This is a genomic window from Deltaproteobacteria bacterium (genome assembly GCA_016874775.1).
Taxonomy (GTDB): domain Bacteria; phylum Desulfobacterota; class Binatia; order Bin18; family Bin18; genus VGTJ01.
In genome coordinates this window covers 36,572-53,762 of record VGTJ01000012.1, presented here as the reverse complement: position 1 = coordinate 53,762, position 17,191 = coordinate 36,572, and the positions used below count along the sequence as shown (strand labels likewise).

Sequence of the window (17,191 nt, the reverse complement as noted above, 5' to 3'; positions counted from 1 at the left end):
GCGCTTGGAGGTGGTGCGCCGTTCGGCAGACGCCAAAGGCTTTACCGTGTTGCCCCGCCGCTGGGTGGTGGAGCGGTCCTTCGGTTGGCTGGGGCGCTAGCGGCGCTTGTGTCGGGACTTCGAACATACCACCGTTTCCAGTGACGCTATGGTGTACTTGGCCAGTATCCGGCGCACGCTGCGGATGGTGACGACGGAAAATACGAATTAAAAAACACTTTCTCATTGCTGCGGTCAACGGCTATGCCCTCGCCGGGGGGGTTAGAGCTATCGCTTGCGTGTGACATTCGCATCGCATCTGAGAATGCCAAGTTCGGCTGTTCGGAAGTGAAACGCGGCTTTCATCACTGCGATGGTGGCACAGTCCGGTTGCCGCTAATCGTTGGTCTTGGTAACGCTCTCAAGATGCAATTGACAGGTGAACAAATTGACGCTCGCGAAGCGTTACGTATTGGGCTCGTCAGTGAAGTCGTCTCTCCCGCTGATCTTATGCCCACTGCCGAACGCTATGCCTCAACCATTATCAAAAACGGACCACTCGGCGTACGTTCAGCAAAGGAGTCAATGTTACGCAGCCTCGGCCGCGTCCTCGAAGACGCGCTCCGTTACGAGAACATCTTGTTCTCCACCCTCACGCAAACCGAAGACTACGCCGAAGGCCCACGGTCGTTTGCTGAGAAACGCGAGCCAGTGTGGAAGGGACGGTAAATAAAAAAAGGCAGTAGAGAACAAGTCGAGGCGCGACATGTCGCGCCTCGACGACAAATGAACCACCAAAACAAAATTACAATTTCCCCGCTTTCCGTAGCTCCTGCACCTTCGACTCTCTAACAAGAATCCCCTCGCGATACAGCGCTGCAATTTGCTCGGGGGTATAGCCAAGGCGATTTTGTAGCACCTCTTCGTTATGCTCACCGAACAATGGTGCACGGAAAGGAATTTCTACAGGCGCGTTCGAGATATGAAACGGGGACTTCGCTACTGGAGTAGAACCGAGAATTGGATGCGGTAGGGTCTGGAACAGCTCGCGAGCGGCTAACTGTGGGTGAGCAACGGCATCGGGAATATCGAGCACTGGCGCAATAGGAATACGTGCTTCACGAAGAATTTTGAGTGGAGTCTCATCATCTGGGAAAGTCTGTAACCAATCTTCGATATATTTCCGTACTTCTGGACGACGGGCGCAGCGAGCTCTCTGGGTTTCATACCGCGGATCGGTTGCCAGTTCTGCCATGCCCATCGCTTTCACCAACGGTGGCCATTGGTGCTCAGCAACGGCAAAAGCAAGATAGCCTTTCTTGGCTTTGTACACGCCATACGGACAGATCGTGGGAAAATCGGCACCAAAGCGATGCGGACGAATCGCGCCGCCGCTCATCATGTAAAGCGGGACGTTGATGTAATCGAGATACAGCAATGACTCAAGTTGCGAGATGTCGATATACTGACCCTCGCCAGTCATCGTACGGGAGAACAACGCTGCGCAAATTGCTAACGCGCCATGAATCCCAGCATTCGGATCACCGAAGTAGTTGCCCACGTACTCTGGTGGACCATCCGGCTCGCCGGTCATCGCCATCACACCACTTTGTGCCTGGGCGATGATGTCGAAGCTGGTGAACTTGGCATACGGTCCATCTTGCCCATAGCCTGACACCGAACACATGATCAGATGAGGGTTCACTTTTTTCAGCGATTCATAATCGAGTCCGTATTTCGCCATGACACCGGGGCTATAATTCTCGACAGCGACATCACACTGGCGGACCAGATCACGCACAATCTCCAAAGCCTTGGGATGTTGGAAATCAACACCGATACTCTTTTTTCCAGCGCTCGCAGCAATAAAAAATGCACTAATCCCCGGATCAACGATGTGAATCTTGCGCCCAAGATCCCCATCCGGGGCACGTTCGATTTTGACGACGTCAGCTCCTAAATCGGCGAGGATGCGCGTCGCTGACGGACCAGCCAGGTATTGGGTGAAATCAATGACTTTGACACCTGTGAGGAGTTTCTTTTTGCCGTTGCTTTCTTGCGCCATCATCCCTCCCTCTGAGTATGAATTGCGAATGGTCGATTGCCCCCCGACGGAGGGGGCAGGCGAATTGTGGCGTATCTCTCAGGAATCTGCAATCAGGAAGGGTGAAGTTGACTGTCGATAGCTTTCGCTTACCATAGGCAGGACCTAATGAGGTGTTGGTATGATGAACATGACTTCCTGCTTGTCACCGGCTGCACTGCTTGTCACCGCATTCCTATGTTGCTCATCCTCTGCTGCGCACGCCACGGTCTTTTCTTGGAAAGGCGAAGGTGGAGCGTTGCACTTCAGTAATGATCCAGAGGAAGTTCCGGAAACGCACCGGCCTTCGGCGAAGCAATTCACCTCAAAGCTTGCAGGAAAGGTTACACCTGAGAGCTCACCTGAGCGCGCAACGCCACCCTCTTCTGCTCCACCACTCGCAGAGTCGACCACTGCCTATGAACGTGGTGTCGAACGCGGACTTCTGGTAGCCGAGCGTCAGTTGGAAATGACCAACGAAATTCTGAAGACCACGTTGCAAGCAGTTCGCCAACCACCACCGCCACAAACGATTATTATTCAGCAGCAGCCTGCAGAGCCGATTGTTCGTTACGTCGAGCGTGAACCGTCTCACTTTCCGTATTATGGCGTGATCTCCCCATACTCGTGGCACTGGGGGAGACCGTATTTCTCTCACTACTCGTATGGTTTTCGCCGAGGACGGTTAGTACCTCACTCGCATTTCTTTCCTGGAACTCGACGGCGAAATACCGGTATCTTTTTCCCACACGGTCATTCTACTCATCACGGATTTCTTTCAGGGCATGGGATCACCTTAAGATAATGAAAAATTAAAAATGCAAAAAGAACTCCCTTATTCGTATTCCTCATATTTGCTTTTTCGTTCCTCACCTGTGGGGTTTTTATACTCTTCACTCTTCACTCTTAATTCTTCACTATCGTGAAATCTACTCATTTCCCCGTTTCGCCCTCTTGGCCCTCTGCCTCATTATCACAGCGTGTGCAGTTCCGGCTGATCGCCCACTGACACCGCTCTCCACTGACGTCGCCTCGTTGTATGCCCCCCATGGCGAGCCAGGAGCGTGGTTTAATCCGTGGAACCCTCAGCAAAAGAGCTGGGCAACAATCTTCCGCTGGTGGACCTCGCGAAGTTCGTATACTGGAGAACGGCGGGTTCCCCTTGATATACCGCGTATAGCAAACAGCGGCGTGTCGTTTGCCACGCGTGAGAATTCTGCTTCTGTCACTTGGGTCGGGCACTCCACGTTTGTCGTCCATGATGACGACGACGTTTTTCTTACTGACCCACAATTCAACACCCGCGCCCTGCTCCCGAAGCGCTATCACCCGCCTGGGGTACCAATCTCTTCAATCCCCGGTTCTGCATTCGCAGTGGGTTCGCATAACCATTACGATCATCTCGACGCTTACACTGTCCAAACGTTGCCAAACACGGTCACCTGGTTTGTGCCGATGGGATTAGGCCAATGGATACGCAACCGTGGTCCGCAAAATGCGGTCGAACTGAACTGGTGGCAAACTGCTCAGCACGGGCGCTGGAAAGTCACTTGTGTTCCCTCGCAACACTGGTCACAACGTATAGAGCATGGTCAGAACGCAACGCTGTGGTGTGCGTGGGTGATTTCGTCTGGCGAACGGACATATTTCTTTGCCGGCGATACCGGCTATTTTCACGGCTTCAAAGAAATCGGCAAGCGCTTTGGCCCAATCGACGTGGCTATGCTTCCTATCGGTGCATACGAACCGCGTTGGGTCATGCGCTATCAGCATCTGAACCCTGCTGAAGCGTATCAGGCGTTCCTCGATTTAGGGGCACGCTGGATGCTCCCGTGCCACTGGGGAACATTTAAACTGACGGATGAACCCATTGACGAACCACCGCACGAGCTGCGCAGGGCCGTCACCGCCGCGGGTGGAAGCCCTGATCCAATTCGAGTATTGGCGATTGGAGAGCGGTGGGAACTGCCGAAGACCAGTCTCGGAAAATAAGTCAAAACTAGTCAAGGCACGTCTCGGAAGGGTCTCGGATTTGTCTTGACCTGTTTTAGACGTTCTTGTGACTTGCCTTGACTTGTCCGAGACCTATCTCGACTTGTCTTCTACGCAAACGTCTCAATCGCCTTTCTCACCGCTTGTGCATAGGTTTGATTGCCAACCACAACCGGCGAAATGATCGGCAGTTGTACGCCAGCCTCACGGAAGGCAGCAAGTTGTTCACGGCAGCGAGAAGGTGGACCAACCAGCGACACTTCTTCAGCCATACGGTCGGATACACCGTTCGCATCACCTTTGGCCAATGCAGCAGCTTCTTGCACGAATCCGCTATTGTAAAACAATTTGTTATAAAACGGCATACTACCGTAAAACGTGAGATTGCTCCGCGCCGCTGCACGTGCAGCGTTCAGATCGTCACTGATGCAGGATGGAAGCCCAGTAGTAATGTCGACGTCAGATACTTTACGTCCACCTTTCGCCGCACCACGCTCCAAGGCATTGAGGATCTTGGGCATGCGGCTCTTGGGAAACAGATACAGCATCGTGCCATCGGCCAGTTCCCCACACAGTTCCACCGTGCCTAACGCCAGTGCCGCAACGTAAATCGGTACTTTGTATGTTGCAGCACGCGGCTGCATCGGCGAACCTGGGAATCCTTTACCAGTTGTGATATTGCGCACAACGTTCATGTACGTACGGAGAAAGTCACGCGGCTTTTCCATCTTTTCTTGCAGGATGCCTTCGACGATTGGGCGATGGCTGACGCCTAACCCTAAGATCAACCGACCACGTGATGCATCATCGATCGCAACCGCGGTTTGCGCGCACAACGCAGGGTGACGCAAATAGATGTTGGCAATCCACGTTCCGACTTTGACCTTTGAGGTTGCCTGCGCCATCAGTTGGCAATTAGCCAACGCATCATTCATGAACTCCGGCGAAAAGACAGCTTCAAAACCAGCAGATTCAGCCTCACGCGTGAGTTGCTGTAACTCGGCAAACGAAAGGCCAGAAAAATTTGCAATAACAATTCCTAACCGCGCCATGATGGTCCCTCCTTCATGTGACTTGTCTGTTTTTCGTGGTCCGCACCTTATCAGAGGAGATAGGTAGCAGGGAACAGGGAACGAATGTCCACTCTTACGCTGCGCATATTACATATTCGCTAACTCACGCATCGTACGCGGAAATTCCTGTAGCGCATTTTTCGGAAACAGAATTGGATGGGTAAGCCCAGCCACGCAGCACGCCTGGATATAATCGCGGGCCTTCTCTTTGGGACCGATGGCGGCAAGCGTGTAAACCATCTTGTCAGAAATACACTGCACAGCTTCATGACGCTTGCCTTCCTGCCACAGCTTGCGAAAACCTTGCATAAATTGGGGCCAAAGCTTTACTCTCACAATAGAAGCAAGACCATTCGCAGCATGAAGATCTATGAAAAAGATTTTTCTCACTTTTTGTCATCCCTCAGGCTCCCGCGCAAAAACACCTGCTACGTAGAACCGTGTCAAGCAATCCATCCTTCCGCTGGGTGACTTGCTTTGACTCGACGACTCACACTGCTTAGAATCGGGTACTCAAACGAACTCGAGCGAGGAGTTTTCAGAAGGATGTCGACCAAAGCCATTACCAGGAAAAAGACTAATCCAGGACCCGTGCCTGGAACTCAGAGCCCGGATCTTTCCTGGTATACAGATGTAGCCAGCAAGCACAAAAGAGTCGTACACATCAAAAAATTGTGTGCACGCATTGCGCACGAATTCAAACCGGAGAAAATCATCCTCTTCGGCTCTCAGGCGTATGGCAATCCAACCTCGGACTCGGACATTGACCTGCTGATTGTGATGCCGTACTCAGGCACGGCTCTTCACAAGGCTGGGGAGATTTTAAGCCATCTGCAAGTTTGGATGCCGGTAGACGTAATTGTCCGTAGCGCTGAAGACATTAAAAAGCGACTGAGCTTAGGTGATCGGTTTATGCGAGAGGTCCTTGAACGCGGAAAGATCATGTATGAAGCCGCAGACGACTGAATGGATTGATAAGGCGGAAGGTGACTGGAATGCGGCAAGACAACTCAATCGCGTCCGTAAGGATCCCAATTACGATGGCGTTTGCTTTCATTGCCAACAATGTGTTGAAAAGTACCTCAAGGCTAAGCTTGAAGAAGCAGGGATACGCTTCCCCAGAACCCACAATTTGATTTCACTACTAGTGTTGACACTGAGTATCGAGCCGCACTGGGTTGCTTTGCAGCCCATCGTAGCCGTACTGAACCCCTACGCAATAGCCTATCGCTATCCCGGATTTGCTGCCGCTAAATCGGATGCTACCACTGCCCTCAAAGTTTGTCGCCAGCTACGGAGAACGATCAGAAGTTCACTCGGCTTGTCTGTTTGATAAGGACAAAAGTGGTAAGTATGCGTTTGGGAAGTAAGTGACGTTACAATCTTCTCCCTTCTGAGTTCTCAGTGTAACTGGAGTGTGGGGCAAACGACCGCTGGAGGTTACAATTCGGCTAACGCCTGCATCGCACACGGGAATTCCTACGATGCGTTGTTGTTACTCTCGCTGAGAGCTGACCGCCGAATGCTGAGCGCTATTTTCAGCTATGCCAAACACCCCACGCTGTCGGTAGAGAAACCACTCAAGCACGACGATCATCGCGAGTGCTTCAAAGAAAAAGCGCGTTTCGCTGCTGAGATATGGTTCGGGGTACGGGTTGCCGGTCAGCCATCCCCACGGATACAGCAAAGTAAACACACCGAGTGATATGACGACGTAGGCGAGATATCCGACCAGCAGATACCACGCCCATTTGCGCCGTGTCCATAAACCATAAGCCGCGGCACAGTACAGCAAGATATGAGGAATGCGTAGCAGTTGTCCTGTCAGACCGCTGAATGCGTAACCAAACCACACCTGTGACGCAGAGTATTGGAGAGCAAGAAAGCCAAATAACACATAGCCTTCACGCTCACCGGAAAACATCGCTATGAAGTTCTTGAAGGCACCCAAGGCTGCAATGAGCGCAAGACCTCCAGCAACTGTGCCAGCACGAAAGGCACGGTGATCAAAAGTAGGCTGAGCTTCCATACTTAGAACTCCATCGTTCGCACATCACTCGCGATGCGTAATGGTGCTGCTGTCGCTACGCGGACTTCCTCAACGGTGACATCTGGTGCCACTTCGCGCAGCAGGAACCCATCCTGATCAACTTGGATCAAGGCCAAATTCGTCACCACCCACGACACCTTTCCACACGCAGTCAATGGATAGGTGCACTTTTCTAGTAACTTCGACTCACCCTTCTTGGTGGTATGGAACATCATGACGATCAACGTTCGTGCTCCAGCAGCGAGGTCCATTGCTCCACCAACTGCACCTGCACCCATACTAGGAGTTTTCCAGTTGGCGAGATCTCCGTTCGTGGCGACCTGAAAGCCACCGAGAATGACCGTATCGAGATGTCCGCCACGTGCCATACCGAAAGCATCAGCGCTGTGAAAGAAGCTTGCTCCTGGTAAGAGCGTCACAAGTTGAGAGCTGGCGTTATACAGATCAATATCTTCTTCTCCGGTTGGAGCGATGCGGCCATAGCCTAAGACGCCATTTTCGGCGTGCAAGGTAACATCGGGTGAAATGAAATCGGACACCAACGTGGGTAAGCCAATGCCGAGGTTCACATAGTGTCCAGGTTCGAGCAATCGTGCGGCACGTAACGCCATCAACTCAGGTGAGAGTCCCGGACCACCTTCATTGCCGGTTTCGGCAACTTTGACGTTACGACCCATGCTACGCATCAGTTCAAAGACGGTTTCTTTGCGCAGTGGTGTTTTGCGGTGCACCAAGCGATCAACGAAGATACCTGACGTTACTACAGCTTCTGGGTCTAACTGGCCGGGTTCAAAGATTTCGTCGACCTCAGCAATGGTAACCTCAGCAGCAGTCGCAAATGGTGGATGGAAATTGCGTGCCGAGCGGCGATAGACAAGATTACCGTATGCATCAGCACGATGGGCACGAATGAATGCGAAGTCAGAACGAATGGCGGTTTCCATCAAATACGTGCGTCCGTTGAAAACGCGCTTCTCTTTTCCCTCTTCAACAACTGTTCCCACGCCTGTCGGTGTAAAAAATGCCGGGATTCCTGCACCACCAGCACGGATACGTTCGACCAGCGTTCCTTGCGGAACCATCTCAAACTCGACTTCTCCACGACCAATTTGTTCAGAGAGAGGAGTTGTTCGATACGAATAGCCACCAAATGAGGCAATGAGTTTCTTGATCTGACGATTTTCAGCCAAGATTTGCGGTGAATAGGGACCAAACCCAGGAGAATTACAAATAAGCGTCAGATCTCTGGTGCCACGCTCGCGTAAAGCGAAAAACAACTCATGTGGCCAACCTTGAAGCACGCCAAAGCCACCAACGAGAATACTGGCGCCATCAGGAATGTCCGCAACTGCCGCAGCCGCAGAAAAGGAAGGTTTTCGCATAGTCGTTATTCGTAGGGGTTAGAAGACCTCAGTGCCCGAGACATAGTTCAGAAAACCAAGTGTTTGCTGTTTGTCTTTGAAAACGGCTTCGATCTTATCTCCGTTGTTATAGCGAACAATCACTTCGCATTCCCGAAATACGCCACTCTGCGGTGCAGTTTCATCATACCCTCGGACGAAATCGACAGCTTCGGTAATGCTTGTGAAGTCGCTTTGATTTCCGTGCAGCGGAATGACGATTACCCTAGCAATTTTTCGATCAAGCGTAGATTGAAGTCCTGTGAAAAATTGATCCAGCAATTGTTGGTTGCTGCGGATAAGACGTCGCTTCAAAGAGACATTTTGCTCCTTGGTGAGTGCTTCGATTTTCTTGACTGTTCGCTTGAACTCCGCATCTGGCGTACTTTCATCAAAATCAGCATTGATCCCAACCGAAGCAAACGCTTCAACAATGTTGCTATACGGAAACAAGACCACTTCAAAACCCGAAGAGCGCATTTGCGTGAGCGAACCTTCCGTGAAAACCCCTGCTAAGATTGCGCCGAGAAATGGCTTATCCCATGCGTGTCTTTCAGCTATGGGGAGCACTGCACCTTGAATCTCTTGTGTCTTATTTCTCGAATGTTTTGTGTAGCGTCTCCATGCCGCTTCAATAAACGCTAGAGGTCGGCCTTGTTTATCTTTGGTGCCGCCCTTTTCGATGACGAAATCGAGGTCGTGGTCGTTGCCAAACTTGTCCTGCCAACGGACCTTCTTTCCATCTCGTACCGCTCCTCGTTGCCCTTTCTTATCAAGATACAGCCCACGTTTGTCGTAGAACTCTTGCAACTGTGGTCCCATGATCTCCTCAAGGAGATCCCCGATAATTTGTCCAAACCTATGAGAGGGGGAACTTGCCACCTGTTACTATCCTTTTATCCACAAACGCCCCTCGTGAAGCGGAACCCGGTGTTTCCTATTTTTCCACTTCACATTCCGATCTCTGACCTTCTCAAACGAGAAGGAGTCGAAACCTGCCGCAACAGCAAGATGCCCGAGCCATACGTCGGCTGGGACATAGACTCCGTATGGTGCTGAGTCACCAACCACAAAGCATATTTGTGCTCCAGCCCTACAGACTGAGCGTAGCCTTAAAAAGACTTTCGCCATGTCAGCGAAGTAGGCAGCGATCATTGTGTGGTAGGTTTTTTTACCTCCCTTCGTCAGGCGAATTTCCGCAAGTTGATGACAAACATCTGTTAATTCTGCGTGAATTGGTCCCAGGGCTGCATCTTGTAAGAGTTCTTCAAGGTTAAGCCGCTCAGCTGCAGCGTGCTGAGAGCATGACCGAACAATGAACTGTCGAACAGCGTGTTGTAGATCACCCCACGAAGAAACCTCACCCCAGAAAGTCATTTCTAGCCGTGTCGCATCAGCGTAGTCGTAGTTGTTGGGATATGGTGGGGACGTAATCACCAGGGCAACAGTATCATTTGCAATGGGTGCTGGTTCTCTCGCGTCACGCAAAAATACCGTGGCGGTTTGGCGAAACCCTGACTGTTTAGCAAAAGCCATATCCGAGGCCATTTCCAAGACCTTAGCTTCAAACGCTTGGAACGGATCAAGGGTAGTTGCTTTACGTTTATTTGGCAGGACGTACTGCCATTGGGCAGTACCGACGTAACTACAGGACCGCAGGATGGCGGTGATCGCGAGCCAGACAAGTTGCCACTCTTCGGTTTCCTGGCACGTTTCAGTATAGGTGTCTCGCAAGGCAACAAGCCGCTCAAGTGTCTCTGGCGTGAAGGATTTGATCAGCAGCTCGGGTAGTTGGCCAGACACGTTTTGTGACTTCCTCGTTCTCGCGTGATCGAGTAGCGAGCGTGAGATTTTCAGCAGGTGATGTTCGTCGAGATGCCATAGTAACTTCGCGGTTGCGATACGATAGACAAAAGGATGACTCTCATAACCGTAAACAACAGCCCCCACCTTCTCAGCTGCAAGGAGAGTCGTTCCTGATCCTACGAATGGATCAAGTACAACTGGTCGTTGGGTTCCCGAGAAATCTTTGATTGACTGTTCAACCCATTCAGAGGAGAATCCTGCAGAGTAGCGGAACCAGCGGTGGATTGGTAACCGCAGGTTATCTGTGAACGTGCCAGAGCGACTTTCTTGGAGGGAGTTGAGACTCCCTCCCTGTCCAGGAGAGAGTCTATTCATACTAAAGAGGTCAAGCTGACTAAAATTCTTCATTTCGCAGATTTCGCAAGACAAGACGGCCTAGCATGCAAGAGCCTACTCCCTCAGCTAGAAGATTTGCTAATTCCCATACATATTTCTGCCAGTATTCACGTAAATGGTATAGTCCTTCACATCAGTCACTCTTTTCGGCTGAGTACGAAACGGCGCAATACTACCAGCCTGCACATTGTCCAGCGTCACCGTTTCTTCTGAAAGCTTTTGGCCGCGTTGATTAAAGAGCGTGACTTCGACATTGATTGCCGATGCGTCGGTGGTGGTATTGTGGACCTCACCACTCACGACAACTCCAGCGTCAGTTTGTTCGAGCTTTTTCGAGACCACACGGAACACTTCTTCTGATTGCAACGCCCAAAAGAAGTAGCCAATAAGTACGGCTACAACTCCAAGCGTGACGATGGTGCGTTGCGTTCGTTTGCTTTCACTCCTTGCCATTGTTTGGGCTCCTCCGTAAGATGCCGCCCAGCGATTATGCTGTTGCCTCAGAAAGAGTGCAATCTGGGCCGAAGGAGGGACATCTGTGGCCGAGCGGAAGTGCGACCTCTGTGAGCTTGCCCGCTACACCCAATGGTACGCGGAATTCCACTATCCAGTACGTTTCACGATTCTTGATTGCGACGCCTGTGATGTGCCCATAGCCGTATTAGGGGACCATCGTGTAGACGTCACACCAGAAGAAGTGGCCTACATGGAAAAAGCCCTCAGTCTTGTCGCCGAGCAAAAATTCGCCGGCAAATTCCCTAAATGGGTGTTTGATCACAAGATGCGGCAGATTCCTGATCATTATCATTTTCACGTTCGCCCGCTGTTATGGTAAACCAAGAAACCATGCAGGCAATTTTTCTGCTCAGTCCAGGTGAGCTCGCGTGTCGACAATTGCCGACACCACAACCTGGTGCGGATGAGATTGTCATCAAGGTCGGTGCGGCGCTAACGTGCGGTACTGACCTGAAAGCTTTTCGCCGTGGACATCCCAAATGGCCGATGCCAACGCGCTTTGGCCATGAATATGCTGGAACCATTGTTGCCTGCGGTAAGCATGTCCGTTCGCTGCGCGAAGGCGACGAAGTCATGCTGGCACCGACTGGCCCCTGTGGTTCATGTTTCTACTGTCAACGCCAGCAAGAGAACTTATGTACGTCGCTGATGGAAACCATGGTGCTCGGTGGCTATGCAGAGTACGTCACCATTCCGGCCCGCGTACTGCGCACGAACGTCTTTCAGAAACCAGGACCACTGTCGTTTGCCGAGGCAGCTCTGCTGGAGCCATTGTCGTGTGTAACGTTTGGTTTGCAACACGCGAAGCTCCGCCCCGAGGATACCGCCATCGTTATTGGAGCTGGCGCGATTGGGCTCCTACACGTGGTCGTGTTACGTGCACTGGGAGTCGAGCGCGTGTATGTGGTTGCACGAAATGCACAACGCGCCCAGACGGCACGTGGTCTCGGTGCATACGGAATTATCCCCTATGCTGCGGAAGAGGCCCGCGAAGCGATCCTCGAAGTTACTGCTGGTCAAGGAGCTGATCTAGTCATCGAGTGTACCGCCCAGCCGCGAGTTTGGGAGGAGTCGATTTTCTTTTCTCGCCCAGGGGGACAAGTGGTGCTCTTTGGTGGTTGTCCGGCTGGAACGACCGTGACATTTGACACATACCGTATCCATTACGATCAAGTACAGGTACTGAGCCCATTTCACTTCACTCCTACCGCAGTGCGGGCAGCATACGACCTACTTGCGGCTGAGAAAATTCCTACCCAAAAGCTTATTAGTGGGACCTTTCCACTCACGCAAATCTCTCAAGCCTTTGACCTCTTGCAGCGAGGTGAGGGAATCAAGTACGCAGTGGTGCCTGAGAAGAGTAGTCAGTAGTCAGCATTCAGTAGGAAGAAGGAAAAAGTAGGACACTATGAAACTAGTGACACCGAATGAAGCGATCCGTGCGATTCCCGATGGCAGCATTGTCATTTTTCCGCACGGTTGTGTTGAGCCAACGACCATTTACACCGCCTTCCAAGAGGAGGTTGAACGATTTCAGAATCTGACAGTCTACTCTGGGTTAGCGTTTGGTGAATACCCGTTCTTACGCAAAGGCTTGGGGACGAATTTTCGCTACATGACCTGGCAAGCCGCACCGCGCATCCGCCAAATCTTCAAAGAGAAAAAGGCCGGGTTCGTGCCGATGCGCTTTAGTGAGATTACCCGTATTGTCAGTAAAGATGGTCCGATCAAGCCAGATGTCGTGGTCACACAGGTCTCACCTCCAGATTCTGACGGTACGGTGAGTTTGGGGATTGGAGTGAGTTTGTATCAGGATTTCATCAAGAGCGCCAAAATGGTGATCGCTGAAATCAATAGCAACATGCCAGTCACTGCGGGTGAGAGCAAAGTACCAATCGATAAGATTCATCTTGCGGTTGAGTCTTCGGCGCCGCTTTTGACCTATCACACCCCGCATCAGAGTGAACGCGATACCAAGATCGTCGAGTATGTTCTTGACCTCATTCCAGATCACGCCTGGGTGCAGCTTGGCGTTGGCTCAGTCCCTGACATGGTGTTGTACCGTTTAGCTGACAAGCAAAATATCAATCTCTATTCCGGCATGTTGTCACAAGGCTTGATCCATTTTGTCGAGCATGTGAAACATGCGCCACAAATTATCACTGGGGAACTGGCGGGAGATCAGGAATTGTTCGACTTCTGTGGCCGAACCCCGCAGGTCAAGATGGCCACCGTCAACGTGACACATAATATCCTTTCCCTGGCGAAGCTACCGCGCTTTACCTCGATTAACTCCGCTGTAGAAATCGATCTCCACGGGCAAAGCAACGGAGAAACAATTGGTGAAGTGCAAATCAGTGGTGTTGGTGGCAGCCTCGATTATGTTGAATCTGCCGCGCTTTCTGAGGGTGGCGTATCGATTATTGCTCTTCCGTCTACGACCGAAGATGGAAAGCACTCGAAAATTGTCCCTCGTCTCTCAGCAGGATCGGTAGTAACCACACCACGGTTCTGTACTGACTATATTGTGACGGAGTACGGAATTGCGCGGATGAAGGGAAAAGACCTTCGTGCCCGCGCTGAGGCGTTGATTGCGATCGCCCATCCGAATTTTCGCGAGGAGCTGTCGCGAAGCTTCTAAACGATGAATGATGAATGATGAATGATGAATGATGAATGATGAATGATGAATGAAAAATAGTAGCCAGGAGCCAGCATAGATGGAATTCCTGGCGTTTTCCTCTCTTTCTACTGACTACTGAATGCTGACTACTGATTACTTTCTTCTTGTGAGGCTTTTATGATCGAACGTGCAGCAATTCTTAGTACCGGTGACGAACTGACCACGGGAAAAGTGGTCGATACCAATTCAAATTATCTCGCTGATAAACTGGTCGAAGCTGGGGTTGAGGTTGTTGCAGTGCTGACCGTCGGTGATGTTGCTGAGCGCATCATTTGGGCCTGGCGACAAGCGATCGAAAAAGCCGATGTCATTATCTCGACTGGTGGCATTGGTCCGACAGCTGATGATCTCACGACTGAGTTAGTTGCGAAGATTGCTGGCGTCGAGTTGTTCTTCTCTGAAGAAGTTGCAGACAATATTCGTCGCCTTTTTGCGTCGCTCAAACGCCCCATGCCTGAGAACAACCTCAAGCAAGCAAAATTTCCCAAAGGTGCAGAGATCATTGCGAACCATTTAGGTACGGCCCCTGGTTATCGGGTTGATCTCGATACCCCGCACGGGAAGAAACATCTGATTATTCTTCCCGGCGTCCCACGCGAACTGAAGCCAATGATGGAGGAGACAGTCTTACCGTGGCTGCGGAAAATGCGCGGGACAGATGATGTCTTCCTCACCAGAGCCTTCCAAACTTTCGGCATTAGCGAATCCGGTCTTGATGAAGCAGTCAAAGGCACTGTGAGTGAGGAAGAGGGGCGACTCGCTTTCCGCGCCAGTTTCCCGCAGATTTCACTCAAGGTCACGGTCCGTGGCAAGCCCAACGAAGTCGAAGGCCGCTTGGAAGAATTGTCGAAACGCATTCGTGAGCGAGTTGGCTCGTATGTCTACGGCGAAGGCGATGTGACGATGGAAGAAGTCGTCGGTAAGCTACTCAAAGAGAAGGGCAAAACGCTGGCGATTGCTGAAGGGACGTCCGGTGGTTTGGTCAGTCATCGCGTGACCAATGTCGCGGGCAGTTCGTCATACTATCTGGGAACCGTCATCGCGTACGCTGATGCGGCGAAAACGAATCTGCTTGGCGTCAAGCCAGAAACACTGAAGCTGCACGGCGCGGTGAGTGCAGAAGCTACACGCGAAATGGCAGTCGGGGTACGCGAACGGCTAGGTGCTGACATTGGTGTCGCCGTCACTGGCATTGCTGGTCCCGGTGGTGGGACCCCAGATAAGCCGATTGGACTTGCCTATCTCGCGCTCTCTTCCGGCGAGACCTTAGTTGCTCGTGACTACAAACTCTGGGGCAACCGCGAGTGGATTAAAACTCTTGTCGCTCAACTTGCCTTAGATTGGGTTCGCCGTTCGTTGCTCGGAATCAATATCGCTGAAGCAAGCTTTATAAGACGGTAATGAAAAATGAAGAATTAAAAGTGAAAAATGAGGAAGAAACAGAAAATAGATTCCTCTTTATAATTCTTAATTCTTCATTTTTAATTTTTCATTTCCTCCGAGGTTTCCCTCTTGATTCGCGCCTTCATCGCGGTTAATCTGGCCCCATCGATAGGCGAAGAAATAGCGAAGATACAATCTGCGCTGAAAAAACCGCAGGGGGGATATTCGCTGGACCCGGATTGAAGGCATGCATCTGACGCTTAAATTCCTTGGCGATATCAGCCGCGAGCAAGTCGAAGCAATTCTTGCAGCTCTGCGTACGGCCTTGAGCGAGCAGCCTACCCTCCATGTCCACGCCCAGGGGTTAGGAGCTTTTCCCAATCTCAAACGACCGAAGGTACTTTGGGCTGGATTACGGGGTGAAGGGCTTGTGATACTCCAGGAGAAGGTTGAGTCTGCGTTGGTTCCGCTCGATTTCCCACGCGAAGACCGAGGCTTCACTCCTCATCTGACGTTGGGTCGGGTGCGCTCGCTCCGGGGATGGGAACAGGTGTTCGCGGTGGTCAGGCAACACGAGCATGCCCAATTTGGTGACAGCGCAATTGACCGCGTCACTGTGTATCAGAGCACGCTTCGCCCGGATGGCGCTGTGTATAGTCCCCTTGGAACCGTACCTCTGCAACAGGCGTGAGGGAACAAAGGAGCAACGACGTATGGCAAGCGAAAAAGACAAAGACAAAGAGAAGGATAAAGAGCGAAGCCGCGCCTTAGATTTGGCAGTCAGTCAAATCGAAAAGCAATTTGGCAAAGGCGCGATCATGAAGCTGGGGGAAGAGGCGATTACCCAAGATATTGCCGCCATCTCCACTGGCTCACTGACTCTGGATCTTGCGCTTGGGATCGGTGGTTTGCCACGTGGTCGAGTGGTGGAGATTTACGGTCCTGAATCATCAGGAAAAACGACGATGGCGCTGCAAGTCGTTGCCGAAGCACAGAAAATGGCCGGAACCTGCGCCTATATCGATGCTGAACATGCGCTTGACCTGGGCTACGCGCAAAAGATTGGCGTGAAAGCTGACGAACTATTGGTGTCGCAACCGGATAACGGCGAACAAGCACTGGAAATCACTGATACGCTCGTGCGGAGCGGCGCTGTGGATGTGATCGTGGTTGACTCTGTTGCTGCGCTTACACCTCGGGCTGAAATTGAAGGCGAGATGGGTGAACCGCAAATGGGTTTACAAGCCCGCCTCATGTCTCAGGCGTTACGGAAACTGGTTGGTACGATTTCTCGCTCGAAAACACTTGTCGTTTTCATCAACCAGGTCCGTATGAAGATCGGCGTGATGTTTGGCAATCCTGAAACCACGACTGGTGGAAACGCGCTCAAATTTTACGCCTCGGTTCGTTTGGATATTCGCCGTACCGGTGCGGTCAAACAAGGTGAAGAAGTGATTGGCAGTCGCACAAGAGTCAAGGTTGTCAAAAACAAAGTGGCACCGCCGTTTCGTGAAGCGGAGTTTGATATTGTCTACGGAGTTGGCGTCTCAAAAGAAGGTGAGTTGGTTGATATTGGTTCTGAAAACGGTGTGGTCGAAAAATCTGGAGCCTGGTACTCGTTTAATGGTGAGCGTATAGGCCAAGGGCGAGAGAATGCGAAAGATTATCTCAAAGACCACCCCGACATTGCCCAGGTCGTTGAGGCGAAGATTCGTGAGAAGTTCGGAGTGGCTTCTCCAGCATTGGTGGAGGCGGAGGACTAAACGGAGAACTTGCCCTTCGACTTCGCTGCGCTACGCTCAGGGCGAGCGGTGCTACTCCGTTCGTGCT

At 51.6% G+C, this 17,191-nt stretch carries 18 protein-coding genes and 1 pseudogene; 11 read left to right on the top strand and 8 right to left on the bottom strand.

Annotated features, from left to right (window positions below; all coding sequences use genetic code 11):
* Positions 1 to 226 (bottom strand): hypothetical protein (locus FJ147_03530; GenBank protein ID MBM4254949.1); only part of this gene is annotated, 226 nt, incomplete at its 3' end.
* 17 nt (positions 227 to 243) lie between these two features.
* Between FJ147_03530 and FJ147_03525 the strand changes: the two genes are divergently transcribed.
* Positions 244 to 708, top strand: a complete 465-nt coding sequence (locus FJ147_03525; protein MBM4254948.1) for an enoyl-CoA hydratase/isomerase family protein — start codon at positions 244 to 246, stop codon at positions 706 to 708.
* Between the two features lie 76 nt (positions 709 to 784).
* Here the strand turns inward: FJ147_03525 and FJ147_03520 are convergent, their stop codons facing one another.
* Positions 785 to 2,047, bottom strand: a complete 1,263-nt coding sequence (locus FJ147_03520) for a CoA transferase (protein ID MBM4254947.1) — start codon at positions 2,045 to 2,047, stop codon at positions 785 to 787.
* A 157-nt stretch (positions 2,048 to 2,204) separates the two neighbouring features.
* On the opposite strand from FJ147_03520, the gene FJ147_03515 reads away from it, so the two are divergent.
* Positions 2,205 to 2,867 (top strand): DUF4124 domain-containing protein, encoded by a 663-nt coding sequence (locus FJ147_03515; protein ID MBM4254946.1) that lies wholly within the window; start codon positions 2,205 to 2,207, stop codon positions 2,865 to 2,867.
* Between the two features lie 32 nt (positions 2,868 to 2,899).
* Complete coding sequence (locus tag FJ147_03510; protein MBM4254945.1) at positions 2,900 to 4,054, top strand: hypothetical protein; 1,155 nt, start codon at positions 2,900 to 2,902, stop codon at positions 4,052 to 4,054.
* Between the two features lie 110 nt (positions 4,055 to 4,164).
* Here FJ147_03510 and FJ147_03505 read toward each other — a convergent pair whose 3' ends face one another.
* The gene (locus FJ147_03505; GenBank protein MBM4254944.1) at positions 4,165 to 5,106 is read right to left on the bottom strand and encodes an LLM class flavin-dependent oxidoreductase; all 942 of its coding nucleotides are present in this window, start codon (positions 5,104 to 5,106) and stop codon (positions 4,165 to 4,167) included.
* A gap of 108 nt (positions 5,107 to 5,214) precedes the next feature.
* A complete protein-coding gene (locus FJ147_03500) occupies positions 5,215 to 5,517 on the bottom strand; it encodes a hypothetical protein (GenBank protein MBM4254943.1) in 303 nt (100 codons plus the stop codon).
* A gap of 156 nt (positions 5,518 to 5,673) precedes the next feature.
* On the opposite strand from FJ147_03500, the gene FJ147_03495 reads away from it, so the two are divergent.
* Positions 5,674 to 6,093, top strand: a complete 420-nt coding sequence (locus FJ147_03495; GenBank protein ID MBM4254942.1) for a nucleotidyltransferase domain-containing protein — start codon at positions 5,674 to 5,676, stop codon at positions 6,091 to 6,093.
* Positions 6,074 to 6,460 (top strand): HEPN domain-containing protein, encoded by a 387-nt coding sequence (locus FJ147_03490; protein MBM4254941.1) that lies wholly within the window; start codon positions 6,074 to 6,076, stop codon positions 6,458 to 6,460. Before FJ147_03495 ends, FJ147_03490 begins: the two co-directional genes overlap by 20 nt.
* A 162-nt stretch (positions 6,461 to 6,622) precedes the next feature.
* Here the strand turns inward: FJ147_03490 and FJ147_03485 are convergent, their stop codons facing one another.
* From FJ147_03485 to FJ147_03470, 4 genes and pseudogenes are all read right to left on the bottom strand, one after another.
* Positions 6,623 to 7,156, bottom strand: coding sequence for a hypothetical protein (locus tag FJ147_03485; protein MBM4254940.1), 534 nt, complete (start codon positions 7,154 to 7,156; stop codon positions 6,623 to 6,625).
* A gap of 2 nt (positions 7,157 to 7,158) precedes the next feature.
* A complete protein-coding gene (locus FJ147_03480; protein ID MBM4254939.1) occupies positions 7,159 to 8,559 on the bottom strand; it encodes a 3-oxoacid CoA-transferase subunit B in 1,401 nt (466 codons plus the stop codon).
* A gap of 18 nt (positions 8,560 to 8,577) precedes the next feature.
* Positions 8,578 to 10,791: pseudogene (locus FJ147_03475) on the bottom strand (site-specific DNA-methyltransferase).
* Positions 10,792 to 10,857: 66 nt separating this feature from the next.
* On the bottom strand, positions 10,858 to 11,232 hold the full coding sequence (locus FJ147_03470) for a hypothetical protein (GenBank protein ID MBM4254938.1): 375 nt from the start codon (positions 11,230 to 11,232) through the stop codon (positions 10,858 to 10,860).
* 85 nt (positions 11,233 to 11,317) lie between these two features.
* On the opposite strand from FJ147_03470, the gene FJ147_03465 reads away from it, so the two are divergent.
* The 6 genes from FJ147_03465 (at position 11,318) to recA (ending at position 17,124) form a co-directional block, all read left to right on the top strand.
* On the top strand, positions 11,318 to 11,614 hold the full coding sequence (locus FJ147_03465; GenBank protein ID MBM4254937.1) for a hypothetical protein: 297 nt from the start codon (positions 11,318 to 11,320) through the stop codon (positions 11,612 to 11,614).
* Entirely contained in the window at positions 11,608 to 12,666 is a 1,059-nt protein-coding gene (locus tag FJ147_03460) for a zinc-binding dehydrogenase (GenBank protein ID MBM4254936.1), read from the top strand. Before FJ147_03465 ends, FJ147_03460 begins: the two co-directional genes overlap by 7 nt.
* 37 nt (positions 12,667 to 12,703) lie before the next feature.
* Positions 12,704 to 13,936, top strand: a complete 1,233-nt coding sequence (locus FJ147_03455) for a hypothetical protein (GenBank protein MBM4254935.1) — start codon at positions 12,704 to 12,706, stop codon at positions 13,934 to 13,936.
* Between the two features lie 159 nt (positions 13,937 to 14,095).
* Complete coding sequence (locus tag FJ147_03450; protein ID MBM4254934.1) at positions 14,096 to 15,379, top strand: competence/damage-inducible protein A; 1,284 nt, start codon at positions 14,096 to 14,098, stop codon at positions 15,377 to 15,379.
* A gap of 229 nt (positions 15,380 to 15,608) precedes the next feature.
* Positions 15,609 to 16,052, top strand: a complete 444-nt coding sequence (thpR, locus tag FJ147_03445; GenBank protein ID MBM4254933.1) for an RNA 2',3'-cyclic phosphodiesterase — start codon at positions 15,609 to 15,611, stop codon at positions 16,050 to 16,052.
* 22 nt (positions 16,053 to 16,074) lie between these two features.
* Positions 16,075 to 17,124, top strand: a complete 1,050-nt coding sequence (recA, locus tag FJ147_03440) for a recombinase RecA (protein MBM4254932.1) — start codon at positions 16,075 to 16,077, stop codon at positions 17,122 to 17,124.
* Positions 17,125 to 17,191: the final 67 nt, after the last annotated feature.